This window comes from Xenorhabdus budapestensis (assembly GCF_002632465.1).
In the GTDB taxonomy this organism is placed as follows: domain Bacteria; phylum Pseudomonadota; class Gammaproteobacteria; order Enterobacterales; family Enterobacteriaceae; genus Xenorhabdus; species Xenorhabdus budapestensis.
In genome coordinates this window covers 1-15442 of record NZ_NIBS01000025.1, presented here as the reverse complement: position 1 = coordinate 15442, position 15442 = coordinate 1, and the positions used below count along the sequence as shown (strand labels likewise).

Here is a 15442-nt window from a genome sequence, read left to right as displayed (position 1 = left end):
AATGATGGCAACGGTAACTCGCAGCAGCATGTTCGCAGGGTTGGCCGGATGGGCTGTATGCGTTATTCAGCCTGTGCAGGCAGATGACCAACCTTTTATTCATCAAAAGCAGCAGCAGCAAGCGTTAGAGCAACGCCTGGAGGCGAAGGCACCGACGGTACGGCTTTCGGATGAAACGGTATCCACGTCTGTATTGACGTTTCCCACAGAATCGCCCTGTTTTGTGATCCAGAACGTCACTTTGTCCGGCCGGGAAGACCTGCCGCACTGGGTGCCGTTACAACGGCTGGCAAATCAGGCCAACGGACACTGTCTGGGCGCGCAGGGGATTGGCCTCCTGATGAGCACGATGCAGAACCGGCTGATTTCCCACGGCTGGGTGACCACCCGCATTCTGGCACCGGAGCAGGATCTGAGTCAGGGGGAACTGAAACTCAATGTTGTCACCGGTAAAATCCGGCAGGTACGCTATACCGAGGAGTCGGATAAATACGCGACGCTGTATACCGCGATGCCGGCCCATAATGGCCATGTGCTGGATTTGCGGGATATCGAGCAAGGCCTGGAAAACCTTCAGCGCATCCCAAATGTTCAGGCGTCGATGGAACTGGTGCCGGGTGAACAGCCGGGTGAGAGCGATATCGTGATTAAACGCCGGCAGTCGCGTTTCTGGCATGTCGGGGCCTGGGTCGATAACAGTGGCACCAAAACCACCGGACGCACGCAGGGCGGGCTGATGCTGGCGCTGGATAACCCGATGTCGCTGAGTGACCTGTTTTATCTCTCCCTGAGCCGTGATTTGGCTTTTTCCCACCGCAAGGATTCCACCAACTATACCGCACATTATTCGGTGCCGTTTGGTTACTGGCAGTTTGCGGTCACCGGCAGCAAATACAACTATATGCAAACCGTGCCGGAACTTAACGGGGATGCCCGATATCGTGGAAAAAGCCGCAGTCTGAACACGCAATTAAGCCGTGTCCTGCACCGTAATGCCCGTTCAAAAACCACATTCACTTATGGCGTGAATGTGCGCGAAACCCGCAATTTCATGCAACAGACCGAAATTGGTAACCAGAAACGCCGCACCAGCAGCTGGAGCCTGGGGCTGGATCACCGCCATTATATCGGTGCAGCGATATTGGATGCGGGTATCCGTTATCAAAAAGGCACCCGCTGGTTTGGGGCACTGCCGGCGTCTGAAGAGCGCAATGATAAATCTTCCTTAAACTACGCCACGGCAAAATCAGCAATTATCCAGTTGTCGGTGGCAATTAATACGCCCTTTAAGCTGGGCAGCCAGTCCTTTCAGCACCGGATGGAATACCAGAAGCAATGGAGTCACACCCCGCTGACACCGCAGGATCAATTCAGTATCGGCAGTCGCTGGACGGTGCGGGGTTTTGATGGTGAACGCACGCTGAGTGCCGATGAGGGCTGGGCATGGCGTAATACCCTCTCCTGGCAGACCCCGGTGCCGGACCAGCAGTTTTATCTGGGGGCGGATTACGGCCGGGTGGGCGGACACAGGTCGGAAATCCTTATCGGCCGCACGCTGGCGGGCGGCGTGATGGGGCTGAAAGGTCATATCCGCCCGGTGAATATGGCCTATGACGTGTCGGTCGGTACGCCTTTCTCCAAACCGGATGGCTTTAAAACCGACCCTGCTCACGTCAATTTCAGCCTGAACTGGCAGTACTGAGGGGGCAGACATGTTCATCGGTGATTATGACGTACGTGCTCCCCTGCTTCTGGGCGGGCATGAAAATGACCCAGAAATGCTGGGTGCCGCAACCTGGCTGTGGATGCACTCCCCGCTGCACCGGGATGCACCGTTAAGTTCGCTTGCCACCCTGCTCCTGCCTTTTATTAAGGCCCAACAGTATGTGCTGATCAGTCAGCAGGGCCAGCCGGTGTTTTACCTGAGCTGGTCACGGTTTGATGAAGAAACCGAACACCATTACCTGACAACGGATGACGGGGATAATCGCAGCCTGGCATCGAACCGGGGGGATCGGCTCTGGATTGTGGACTGGGTAGCGCCGTTTGGCCATAGCCGTGTGATGGCTGATTTAATCAAACATGACATTTTTCCTTATCAGTGTGTCCGGGCGCTTTATCACAAAGGCGCAGCGCGCGGGGCGCAGGTGCGCCGTTTTCGAGGGGCCGGTGTCAGCCGTGAACAGGACGCTGCATGGTGGGATAACCATCCCCTGACCGTAGACTTACCTGAAAGAGGGGCTGCGCGATGAATAAACATTGCTACCGCGTGATTTTTAATAAAACCCGTCAGATGCTGATGGTGGTGTCTGAGTTAGTCCGCAGCCACACGGCCGGACAGGCACGAAACAGAATATCGGTGCCTTCATTATCGTCAGCCCGGGTGGCCTTAACCCCTTTGGTGTTCGGGGTCTCACTGGCACTGGGACTGGTCAGCCTGAGTGCACAGGCGGGCATTGTGGCGGACAACAATGCGCCCGGTACGCAGCAGCCCTCGGTCATTGCCACGGCCAACGGTATACCCCAAATCAATATCCAGACACCGAATGGGGATGGGGTTTCCCGTAATCAGTACAGCCAGTTTGATGTGGCGCAACGGGGGGCCATCCTCAATAACAGCAGCATCAATACCCAAACCGAACTGGGCGGCCTTATCACCGCGAACCCGTGGTTAGCCCGGGGTGAAGCGAAGATCATCCTCAATGAAGTGAACAGCCGCCATCCCAGCCAACTGAACGGCTTTATTGAAGTCGCCGGACAACGGGCGGACGTGATTATTGCTAACCCGGCAGGTATCACCTGTCAGGGGTGTGGTTTTATCAATGCCAGCCAGACCACGCTGGCGGCGGGCAAAACCCTGCTGGAAGGCGGGCGCCTGAAAGGGTTTGAAGTGGATGAGGCGCATCAGGGACTCATCAGCGTGGAAGGTAAAGGGCTGAATGATACCGGCAGTGATTATACCCGTCTGATTGGCCGTGCCGTCAATATTAATGCCAGACTCCACGCCAGCCATTTAACCGTGACAACCGGACGCAACCGGGTGGATGCCCAGGGCAATGTGACTGAAATGCTGTCAGAGAGCCAGAAGAATAAACCGGCATTCAGCCTGGATGTGGCGGCCGTGGGCGGGATGTATGCCAATAAAATCAAGCTGGTCGGCACAGAGCAGGGCGTCGGGGTACGCAATGCCGGGCAGTTAGGGGCGCAGGCAGGCAATTTAACGCTGGATAGCCAGGGCAAACTGACGAACAGCGGTGTCATTACGGCGTCTGCTGATGTGACCATCAATAATCAGGGGGCGCTGGCGAATCAGGGAAATATCACGGCGGGTGTCGATAAAGAAGGCAACCGGACTCAATCCGGCAATCTGACCATTCAGAGCCGTGGTCTCCTCAGCAATAAAGGCACGATAGCGGCATCGGATAACCTGACTGTCGACAATCAGGGCGATGTAACGAACCCGGGGCGGCTGTCGGCAGGCAGTCGTAAACCGGGCAGCCTGAAACTCAACAGTGGCGGTCATCTTGCCAACAGCGGGACGATAGACGCCTCTGCTGAGGTGAAGGTTAAGAATCAAGGGCATTTCATCAATCAGGGCGATATCACGGCGGGTCAGGATATGGCTGTCAACACCCGCGATCACCTGGATAATCAGGGACGGATGTTGGCCGGCCGTCACCTTGATATCCACAGTGCTTCGTTGACAAGCCATAACAATGTTCGACTGCCTGCTGATCGCCAGCCACACCCTGTTCTGGCCGCCGGCGCTGATAAAGACGGCAAATTAACCCAGCCGGGTAACCTGACGCTGGATATCAAGGGGAAACTGGATAATCAGGGGATTGTGACCGCGTCAGACAATATTGACATTCAGAATAAAACGGCGTTAACCCATTCAGGTGATATCAGCGCCGGGAATAATATTGCGATAAAAACGCCGGGGCACCTGACGAATCAGGGTAAGGTATTGGCCGGTCATCATCTCGCTATCCAAAGTGCGTCCTTAACGAGCGGTCAGAATGGGTTACTGTCTGCGGGAACGAATAAAACGCAACCGGGCAAACTGACTCTCAACAGCCGGGGTCAGCTGGTTAATCAGGGGATGATGACCGCCACGGAGGATATTGTTATCGAAGAACCGGCGACGCTGGATAATCAGGGCGAGATAAACGCTGACCGTCATATCAGGATCACCACGCCCGGAAAGCTGACCAATCAGGGCAAAGTGCTGGCGGGTCATCATCTCGCTATTCAGAGTGCGGTGTTAGAAAGTGGCCGGAACGGTGTACTGGCGGCGGGAATAAATAAAATGCAGCCGGGCAACCTGAAAATCCAGAGTCAGGGCAAACTGGATAACCAGGGCATTATCACCGCGTCAGATCATATTCATATTGAGAATGAAGGGGCTTTCAGTCACTCAGGGGATATGACCGCCGGGGGCGATATGACGATAAAAGCCCGTGATGATCTCAATAATGCCGGGAAAATGCGCGCAGGCCGTCATCTTGATATCCACAGTGCCGCGTTAGTCAGCCATCAGAACGGGATGCTGTCGGCGGGTACGGATGATCGCGGCAACCTGACCCGGCCGGGCCATCTTAGCATCGACAGTCGCGGTCAACTGATCAATCAGGGTGTGATGACGGCATCGGATGATATCGACATCCAGAATCAGGCCGGGTTGAAAAATCAGGGAGAGGTCAGCGCGGGTCGTGATATCAGGCTCAACACCCCGGGCAGTCTGACCAATCAGGGCAGGGTGCTGGCCGGCCATCATCTCGCTATCCAGAGTGCAGATTTAGACAACCAGAAGGAAAGTAAGCTGGCCGCGGGTATAGATAAAAAGCAGCCGGGTACGTTGAAGATCCAGGGTCAGGGCAAACTGGACAACCACGGTATTATCACCGCGTCAGATCATATTCATATTGAGAATGAAGGCGCTTTCACGCATTCAGGCGATATCACTTCCGGTGGGGATATCACGCTAAAAGCCCGTGATGATCTCGATAATGCCGGAAAAATACTGGCCGGACGCCATCTGGATATTCATAGTGCCGCGTTAGTCAGTCATCAGAACGGGGTGTTGGCGGCGGGTACGGATGATCAGGGCAAACTGACCCGGCCGGGCAATCTCATCATCGACAGTCGCGGTCAACTGACCCATCAGGGCGTGATGATGGCGTCGGATGATATTGATATCCAGAATCAGGCTGAGTTGAAAAATCAGGGAGAGATAAATGCTGGCCGTGATATCAGGCTCAACACCCCGGGCAATCTGACCAATCAGGGCCGGGTGCTGGCCGGCCACCACCTGGATATCCACAGTGCGGCATTAGAAAACCAGAAGAAAGGTGAACTGGCGGCAGGGACTGACCCTCATGGCAAACCGACTCAGCCGGGCAATCTGACCCTCGACAGTCGCGGTCAATTGACCAATCAGGGGGTAATGACGGCATCGGATGATATCGTTATCGACAATCAGGCGGCGCTGGAAAATGCCGGAGAGATAAGTACCGGCCGGGATATCCGGCTTAAAATGCCCGGACACCTGACTAACCCGGGCAAAATGTTGGCCGGCCGTCATCTGAATATCCACAGTGCTTCCTTATCCAATCAGGAAAAAGGGGTGCTGGCCGCGGGTGTCGGTAAAGACGGCCGTTTGTCCCAACCGGGAGACCTGACGCTCCATAGCCCGGGTGAGCTGGCCAACCTGGGGCTCATCACAGCTTCGGACACGATGACCGTCCAGGATCAGAGCAAACTGGATAATCAGGGGAACATGAGCGCCGGCCGGGATCTGTCAGTCAACATCCGTGATCACCTTGCCAATCAGGGCAACATCCAGGCCGGCCATCATCTTGATATCACCAGTGCGTCACTGGACAACGCCAAAAATGCGGTATTGGCGGCAGGTATGGGGCACGATGGTCAATCCGCGCCTTCGGGCAATCTGGTGCTTCACAGCCGTGGGCAATTGACCAACCGCGGTGTGATAAGGGCGTCCGGTGATGTGACCCTGCCTGATCAGGGTAACCTGATGAATGAGGGAGACATCACCGCCGGGCAGGATATGACAATCACCACCCGCGGGCACCTCGACAACCCGGGGCGCATACTGGCCGGGCGCCACCTTGAAAGCCAAAGCCTGTCATTGTATAGCCATCAGGGCAGTACCTTGGCGGCCGGTATGGATAACACGCTCAGGCTGACCCAACGCGGTAACCTGACCCTAAAAACCACAGAGGAAGCCCGGCTTCACGGGCAGAATCTGGCCCATGACCGGTTAGCGGTGAACGCAAAAGATCTTTCACTGGCGGGCAGTCAAACGAATGCCGGCGATCTGACACTGACGTCTGACACGCAGTTACATTTACAGGATGCCCACGTCAGCGCCCGTCAACACCTTACGTTATCGGCACCGGAACGGATTGATAACACGCGTGGCCGGTTACGGGCGGAAACGCTGACCCTCCGCAGCCAGAAACTGAACAATCATCAGGGTAAAATCACCCAGACCGGGCAGCTGTCGCTTATCCTGGATCATCAGGCTGGGATTGACAATACGGCCGGGATAATTGAATCCCGCGGGCGGGATTTGACGTTGAAGGCGCAGACCATTGCAAATGATAACGGCAGGCTGATCCATGCCGGAACCGGCGTGATGGCCCTTGACACGGCCCACTTTCAGGGGCAGGCCGGCCGCCTGATTTCTGACGGTGAACTGAAACTGGATGGAGGGGATTACCATCTGGTGAACAGCGAGGCGTCGGCACAACATATCACGGCCCATATTCAGTCACTGTATCACCGTTCAGGGAAGATGACCCAACGGGGCACCGATACAATGATGCTGGATGTTCAGCATGAACTGGATAACGGCAGCGGTGTGATTTCCGCCAATGGCACGGTGAAGGTTAATGCGGAGACACTGAATCACCAGTCAGGCCAAATGATTGCGGCCGAAGACGGCCAGCTTCAGGTGACGGTAAAAAACCGGCTGAATAACCAGCAGGGCCAGTTAGTGGCCTCAGCCGGCATGACCGTGGTGGCTGGTGAGATGGATAACCGGCAGGGGAAGATGGCGGCAGCGAACGGGGATATCACCCTGACCACCGGGCAGCTCACCAATACCGGGGGGAACATTGCCGGTCAGCATAACCTGCAACTGACAGCTCAAACGATTAACAACGAAAAAGGCCAAATCCGCGCCGGAACGGTGGACATTGATACGCACCAGCAGCCACTGAATAATACCGCGGGTCTTATCGCCGCAGAACGGCAGATGACGCTACGGACCGGGGAATTGCTGAACCGCTACGGGGCGATACGCAGCGGTCAGAACCTGACCATCGACACCCACGGTCAGCAGCTGGATAACCGGGACAGTGGTCAGCAGGGCGGGGTGTTCAGCCAGGGGGCTTTACGCCTGACTGTCGCGGATCTGAATAACCAGTCCGGTCATATTGAAAGCCATGACCGACTGAATATGAGCGGAAATACGGTCCTCAATCAGCACGGACAGATCCTGAGCGGAAAAGACACCCAATGGTATGTGGATGCACTGAATAATGATCAGGGTTTGCTGCAAAGTGGCGGCAAACTGACGCTCAACGCGAAATCCTTAATTAACCGCAACAGTGGTGACAGGCAGGGAATGACCAGCAAACAGGCCATGACCCTGAACACCGGGGCGCTGGATAATGACAATGGCGCCGTGGTGTCGGCGGGCAGTCTGGATATCACGGCGGGTCATCTCCATAACCGACAGGGAATGCTGGCGGCACAGACCCGGCTTTCTCTGACAGGTCAACAGATAAATAATCAGTCGGGCCGAATTCAAACCCGTCAGGATTTGTTCATTGATACGCAGGGGCAGACCCTCGATAACACTGATGGCGTGATTGACAGTCAGGCTGAGCTTGAGGTGAAGAGCGGGGATCTGAAAAACCAGCGCGGCACCTTGCATGGCAAATCGGCCACCCTCACCGCGAAACAACTGGATAACCGTCAACAGGGTAAGATCCTGAGCGAAGCCGGGTTGCGTATTGAAACGGGTGAGCTGCTCAATACGCAGGGACAAATACTGGCGCTGGGCGATTTGACCGCGCGCGTCACTCACCACATAGATAATACAGCCGGTTTAATCCGCAGTGGCGGTGATGCCGAACTGAGCGCTCAGGCAATCCACAATCAGGAGACGCAACAGCAGGATAAAGGGATTGAGGGTAAAAATGTCCTTGTCACGGCGGACACACTGCACAATGCCAAAGGGCAACTGTTCGCCACTGAAAATGCCACACTAAAACTTTCTTCGGTGCTCGATAACACGCAGGGCCAGTTACAGGCCAACCAGCAACTGACCGTACAGGGCAGCCAGCTAGCGGTGACCAATACGGACGGTGAAATCAAAGCCGGGAAGGCGTTGACGGTGGAGGCAGACTCTGCCACCGGTGACGGCAGACTGCGTTCACTGGGTGATATCCAGCTGACACTGCTGAAAGATTTTATTCATACCGGTGAAATCATTGCCAATGGGCGTTTACGGCTGAGCAGTCAGGGCCATGTCATCAATAACGGCCTGGTCAGTGCCGGCACCTTGGCGGGGGCGGCGGATAACCTGACCAACGAGGCCACCGGGAAAATCCTGGCGGATCACCATCAATGGACCGTCAAAAATGCCCTCGTCAACACCGGGTTGCTGGAGGGTGCCCAAACCTGTCTGCGTGCTACCGGGCTGACCAACCAGGGCACCGGGCGGATTTACGGTGATCATATCGCCATTGAAGCGGGGACGCTGAATAACCGGGTGGATGCCGAAACAAAGGCTAAACGGGAGCAGTGGTTCGCGACAAAATCGGGTAATTACAACGACATCATGGCCAAAGGTCAATCGGCGGTGATTGCGGCCCGCCAACGCCTTGATCTGGGTGTGGGAACCTTAAATAACCAGGCCCACAGCCTGATTTACAGTGACGGTGATTTTGCCTTTGGCGGCAAGCTGGATGACCGGTATCAGGCCAGCGGAAAAGGCCAGGTCATCAATAACCACAGCGCCTATATGGAAGCCATGGGGGAGATGCGGCTGGCGGCCGACACCATCAATAACGTCAATGATCATTTTGAGACCGAACGTGAGCGCATTTCGCAGACGCCCATGGAGGAATATCAGGTCTGGGGGCAACGTTATAATGCGAAAAATCATAGAGTCATTATCCGTCATGATGAAGTCTCTCACGCCTGTGTGGACAACAGGGGATGCCGGGATAACTTTCAGATTTACCGGTACACCCGCACGACAGAAGAAACCCGGGTGAAAGCCACCGACCCGGCGAAGATACTGGCCGGGAAAAACCTGATCATCGATACCACGACGCTGACAAACGATAAGAGCCAGGTGGTGGCAGGGGGATTGCTGACGGTCACGGGCGGGGAGATCCATAACCGGGATGTGCCGGGTGAGCGTTATATCACCGATAAAGGCCGGGTGGAGAATTTTTGGCGCATCAAGAAAAAAGGGCGTGACCGACAAGGCCGGAGGTCATCGTATTATGAACCCCCGGCACAAATCCAGGCCATCACGCTGACCCCCGGGACGGTCCGGTCATCACAGGGCACGGTCACGCTGGCTGGCCAGCGGCCGGCTGATTATCAGGGCACCGCGACACAGATGGCGCCAGTCCGTGGCGGGCAAATCAACGCTGGTCTGACAGAAGTGGAAACCCCGCCGCGTGAAGTCGCCTTAAGGCCGGGACAGCGGCTGGAAGTGATCATCCCGCCCGCGGCAGTAACGGGGCAAAGGCCGGCCATCACCGGTGGCACAGCAGAGACGCCGGTTATCGCGGGGGAAAAACTGACTGAACGGGGTCAGACGTTCACGGTGGGTGAACGATCCACCGTGGGTGAGAAGTTGACCGGCGCCGGTGAAAAAAACACCGGGAGGGAGGAAAAAATCACGAATGTGGGCGAGAAACCCCTTATCGTCCGCACGGAAGTGCCGAATTATCAGTTACCGGACAACAGCTTATTTAAACTGAATCTGCCGCCCGACAATACGCCACCCACACCGGCGGTGGCGGCGATCGACAACCTGCCGCTGGTTGAAACCGATCCGCAGTTTACCCGGCTGAAAAAATGGCTGGGAACGGACTATATGCAACAGCAGCTGCGCTGGGATCACAATAACATGCATAAACGTCTGGGGGATGGTTTCTATGAACAGCGCCTTATTCGTGAGCAGGTGATTAACCTGACCGGCAAACGTTATCTGCTAGGACACCAGAATGACGAGGAACAATTTAAGGCGCTGATGAATGCCGGCGCGCGTGCCCGGCACGCCTTTAATCTGACGCCGGGGATTGCCCTGAATGCGGAACAGATGGCCCGTCTCACCGAAGACATGGTCTGGCTGGTCAATGCGACGGTCACCTTACCAGACGGCCGCCGGCAAACCGTGCTGGTTCCCCAGGTATATGTGCGCACGCAGGCCGGTTCACTGGATGGCTCTGGTGCCCTGCTCAGTGGCAGCCAGGTCAATGTGCAACTGCATGGCGACCTGCTCAATCAGGGCCGGATTATCGGTCAGGATATTAACATCCTGGCGGAGAATATCCGCAATCAGGGGGGATTTGTGCAGGGCAACCAGGTTGATTTGCAGGCCCGGACCGATATGGTCCAGCGGGGCGGGACGATAGGCGCCAGTCAGTCACTGACAATAGGGGCGGGGAATAATATTGATATTGTCAGTACCACCCGCAGCGGTGAAAATCAGGCCGGCAATAACCGGTTCAGTTCGGCTTACGTGGATAATGTCGCCCGGGTGTATGTGCAGGGGACGGATGGCAAACTGCACCTGCGGGCAGGCAAGGATATTTACACGTCGGCCGCACAACTGATGTCACAGGGTCAACACAGTGAGATTCAGTTAGACGCGGGGCGGGATATTCAGTTCGGGACAGCCAAAACCGCGCAGCGTGAACACCTTGAATGGAGCCGGGATAACTATTTGACCCACACAGAATCAGGAGAAACGGGCACGGCCGTCAACAGTGCCGGGCCGGTCAGCCTGCGCGCCGGACGTGATGTTAACCTTCGCGCAACCGGTATCACGGCCGGTAAAACACTGCAAGTGGATGCGGGGCGGGATGTGGCGGTCGTAGCGGGTGAACAGCAGCAAACCCATGACGAATACCTGAAAGTGAAAGGCAGCAACAGCTGGTTTTCCTCGACGACCACCACGACCCGGGAACAATATGACCGCACCCAGGCAGTCAGCAGCACCCTGAGCGGTGATACGGTGAATATCCAGTCCGGCCAGGATACCACCGTTCAGGGCAGCAATGTGGTGGGCACCCGGGATGTGGCTGTCCATGCCGGCCAGAATCTGAACATCACCACGGCCGAAGAGACCAATCACCGGTTCACCCGGAAAGAAGAGAAAAAATCCGGCCTGATGGGCACGGGAGGCGTGGGCTTTACGATAGGCAGCTCGACACTCAAACAGTCCAGCGACAGCGATGCTATACTGCAAAAAGGCAGCACCGTGGGCAGCAGTGACGGCCATGTCACTTTGCATGCCGGCGAACAGGCCACCGTGCAGGGCAGCGATATTATCGCCGGTAAAGATATTGATATTGAAGCCAAAGACGTGGCTGTCACGGCCGCGAAAAACAGCCATACGGAACTGAGCCAAACTGAACAGAAACAGTCAGGCCTGACACTGGCGTTGTCCGGGGCGGTCGGCAGTGCGGTTAACACGGCGGTGCAGACGGCCAATGAAGCCAAAGACACCCCGGACAGCCGCTTGCAGGTGCTGAAAGGCATGCAGGCCACGCTGTCCGGGGTGCAGGGCTACCAGGCGTGGCAGCGCAGTGAGGCTGAATCTGCGAAAGCTGATGCCATCAATCAAGCCGGCGGGGAGGCGCAAAAACCGACCGACACTATCGGCATCCAGCTTTCTTATGGCAGCCAGTCCGCGAAATCACAAACCCGCACGGAACAGACGCAATCGCAGGGCAGCAGCCTGAGTGCCGGGCAGGATATTCGCATTAAAGCCACCGGAGACAGCACGACGCAGGACAGCGGCGATATTCAGGTGCAGGGCAGTACCTTAAAAGCCGGCCGCGATATGACGCTGGACGCCAAACGCGATATCGTGCTGGAATCGGCTGAAAACACCCAGACTACGCGAGGTGAGAGCAGCCGCAAAGGCGGCAGTGTCGGCGTGGGGCTGACGGCCGGACAGGGCGGTTACGGCATTCAATTCTCCGCCAGCGTCAACAAGGGCAAAGGGCATGAAACCGGCGACGGGGTGACCCATACTGAAACGCTCGTCGATGCCGGTCATCAGGTGAAACTGAAATCGGGGCAGGATACGACGCTGAAAGGGGCACAGGTCAGCGGGGAGACAGTGACGGCCGATGTGGGCCGCCACCTGCACCTGCAAAGTGAGCAGGACAAGGACCATTACAACAGCAAGCAGCAGAATGCCAGTGCGGGTGCCAGCTTCACCTATGGCTCAATGAGCGGTTCAGCCAGTGTGAATGCCAGCCGTGACAAGATGCACAGCACGTTTGATTCGGTGAACGAGCAGACAGGGATTTTTGCCGGCAAGGGTGGCTTTGATGTCAAAGTGGGGGAACATACCCAGCTTGACGGCGCGGTGATTGCAAGTCACGCAGAGAAAGACAAAAACCGGCTGGACACCGGCACACTGGGTTTTAGTGATATCCAGAACAAGGCAGAGTACAAAACGGAGCACCAGAGTGTAGGTATCAGTACCGGCGGCGCGGTGGGCAGCCAGCTGGTTTCCAATATGTCATCGAATATGCTGGCTGGCACCCATAAGCATGACAGCCAGTCGTCGACCACCCATGCGGCGGTCAGTGACGGCACGATGGTGGTGCGGGATGCCGATAAGCAACAGCAGGATGTGGCTGACTTAAGCCGGGATACCGATAACGCCGCCAATGGCCTGAGTCCGATTTTTGACAAGGAGAAAGAACAACGGCGGCTGGCACAGGCGCAGGCTATCGCTGAAATCGGCACCCAGGTGATGGATATCTACAATACGCATGAAGCGATTAAGGCGACGAAGAAAGCCACGGAAGACCTGAAAGACCCGCACACGCAGCAAAAACTGAAACAGGCTGCGGAAAAACAACTGAGGGCAGAAGGCCAGCCCGTCGATGCAATATCGGTAGCTGACCGGGCGTATAAGATAGCCTATGACGGTGCCATCAAAGCGCAGGGTGCGGATATCGGCAGCAGTAAACGTCAGGCGGTGACGGCGGTCATCGGGGCGTTGCAGGGGCTGGCGGGCGGTGATATCCCATCGGCCATTGCCAGCGGGGCAGCGCCGTATCTGGCAAACGCGGTGAAAGCCCTCACTTATGGTGATAAAACGTATGAGCAACTGACACCGGCAGAAAAAGCCACCAACCTGATGGCACATGCAATCTTAGGGGGTGTCATCGCAGAAATAAAAGGGAGCTCGGCCACTGCCGGGGCAACGGGCGCGGTGAGCGGCGAACTGGCCGCCTCGGCTATTATGAGTGCATTGTACGGAGATAAGAACCCGAAAGATCTCTCACCGGCGGAGAAGGAAACCATCAGCAACCTGTCGACCTTGGCAGGCGGGATTGTAGCAGGACTGGCCACTAACTCTACCGCAGGGGGTGTGGCCGGGGCGCAGGCAGCGAAGAATGCGGTGGAGAATAATGCGCTGGCCTCGCGAAATCTGGGTGATTGCCGCACGCTGTCACCGGAAGCGTGCGGCAAGGCTAAGGAGCTGAGCCAGCGCATTCTGGATAAAGGCTTGCCGTCAGTGGAGGACATGCGCGGTAAACTGGCATCATGTCAGGATGACAGCTGCCGTAAAGGAGTCTGGACAGAGTACCGGCAGGCCAGTGATGCGACCATCAACAGCCTGAAACAGATGGCGTTGAATGGTGAGTTGAGTCGTGAAGAACTGGCATTCATCAACCATGAACTGGGCAAGGAGCTGGCCGTCTCAGGTTACCGTGCCAATGACAAGATAGGGCGTTCAGAGCAGAGCAGCTGGTTAAATGGCGGCAGCGGACCCCTCTCCGGGTTTTTTAACACGGAACTGCGTCAAAAAGAGCTGGAAAAATCGGGCTTGTCCAAAGCGGATGCGGCGCAGTACGTGAAGGAAGAGCAGCGCAACCTGTTGTTGCTGGAGACTGCGGTCGGGGCTATTGGGGGAGCAGCCAGTAATAAGATACAGGCGAAGCCATCATCTGTATCATCAAAAAATAATGTTGATAAAAGCGTTCCGGCGGAAGCTACTCAAGTACAGCCTAACCAAACGGCTAATAAATCAAGTACAACAACACAGACAGATGTCGCAAAATACTTTGGCCAGGACAGAAAATATTGGTCGGCTGAGCCAGTTCCCTTTAAGGGAAATAAGGTTTATCAACGAAATGACTTGTTTGATCCAAGCCGTATTGATCCTAAATCAGGTAAGACAAACGTAGAGCTTATGAGAGCTGGTAGAGCACCTATCGGTAATGATGGAAAACCTGTCAATTTACATCATATGTTACAAAAGCAGGATGGACCTATAGCTGAGGTAACGCAGAGTTTTCATAAGGATAATCATAAGGTCATACATATAAATGATAACAGTATCCCCTCAGGTATTAACCGCTCGGAGTTTAATAAGTGGCGTTCTGATTATTGGAAACAACGAGCTAACGATTTTAAATAGGGTTACGTATGAATACTAAACTTAATGATGTTATTGAAGAAATCGAACGCTTATCAGATGGTCAAAGAAATGATGTTGATTTGCCAGATGATGAATTAATTTCTCAGTATGAAAAAGAAATTGGTTTCGAATTTTCAAATGATTATAAAGAGGTTTTGAAAAAAATAAGTAATATATTCTACGGAACTATAGATTTGTTATCTGTTACCCGTGATAAAAAATATTATGGAGAACTGTCACAAGCGTTAAGCGATGCAAGAGAGCAAGGGCTACCTGAAAATTTGCTCCCGATCTGTGAAGATAATGGCAGTTATTATTGTATTGATTATGACGGAAAAATTAAGTACTGGACGCTTGATGGTTATAACGAGGAAAGTTGGCCTGATCTTGCTAGCTGGATAAAGCAAGTATGGATAGAAGGTAATTAGTCATGCTAAAGATCCCAGCGCTTGGCTGGGATCTTTTTTGAGCCGTCAGTTGTACTCAACGAGCCGGATAATCAACTGCCCGTGCTCAACACTGACCTGTACTGGCTGTCCGGTGGCAAAGCCCGCTTCTTCCAGCCAGTTGCCTTTAAGATGCAAACTGGGGTGCTGGCTGTAATAGCGGGTCATACCGGTGCTGCGGTCTTCGTGGCGGGTGCGGGCATACCCCACCTTATAGCTGCGCCGGGCTTTTGAAATCGCTAAATCTGCATTACAATCGCGGTTAGCC

Annotated in this window: 5 protein-coding genes; 4 read left to right on the top strand and 1 reads right to left on the bottom strand. The window is 55.1% G+C overall.

Annotation, left to right across the window (positions count from 1 at the left end; all coding sequences use genetic code 11):
* Positions 1 to 4 precede the first annotated feature (4 nt).
* The 4 genes from Xbud_RS16160 to Xbud_RS16145 are packed head-to-tail and all read left to right on the top strand — an operon-like array spanning position 5 to position 15156.
* Complete coding sequence (locus Xbud_RS16160) at positions 5 to 1702, top strand: ShlB/FhaC/HecB family hemolysin secretion/activation protein (protein ID WP_211283537.1); 1698 nt, start codon at positions 5 to 7, stop codon at positions 1700 to 1702.
* A gap of 10 nt (positions 1703 to 1712) precedes the next feature.
* A complete protein-coding gene (locus Xbud_RS16155) occupies positions 1713 to 2252 on the top strand; it encodes a toxin-activating lysine-acyltransferase (protein WP_099137015.1) in 540 nt (179 codons plus the stop codon).
* Positions 2249 to 14728, top strand: coding sequence for a hemagglutinin repeat-containing protein (locus Xbud_RS16150; protein ID WP_099137013.1), 12480 nt, complete (start codon positions 2249 to 2251; stop codon positions 14726 to 14728). The genes Xbud_RS16155 and Xbud_RS16150 overlap by 4 nt, the downstream gene beginning before the upstream one ends.
* Before the next feature lie 8 nt (positions 14729 to 14736).
* Positions 14737 to 15156, top strand: coding sequence for an SMI1/KNR4 family protein (locus Xbud_RS16145; RefSeq protein WP_011144929.1), 420 nt, complete (start codon positions 14737 to 14739; stop codon positions 15154 to 15156).
* Positions 15157 to 15201: 45 nt separating this feature from the next.
* Here the strand turns inward: Xbud_RS16145 and Xbud_RS16140 are convergent.
* The coding region (locus Xbud_RS16140; RefSeq protein ID WP_099137011.1) for a SymE family type I addiction module toxin at positions 15202 to 15442 on the bottom strand (241 nt) is incomplete at its 5' end.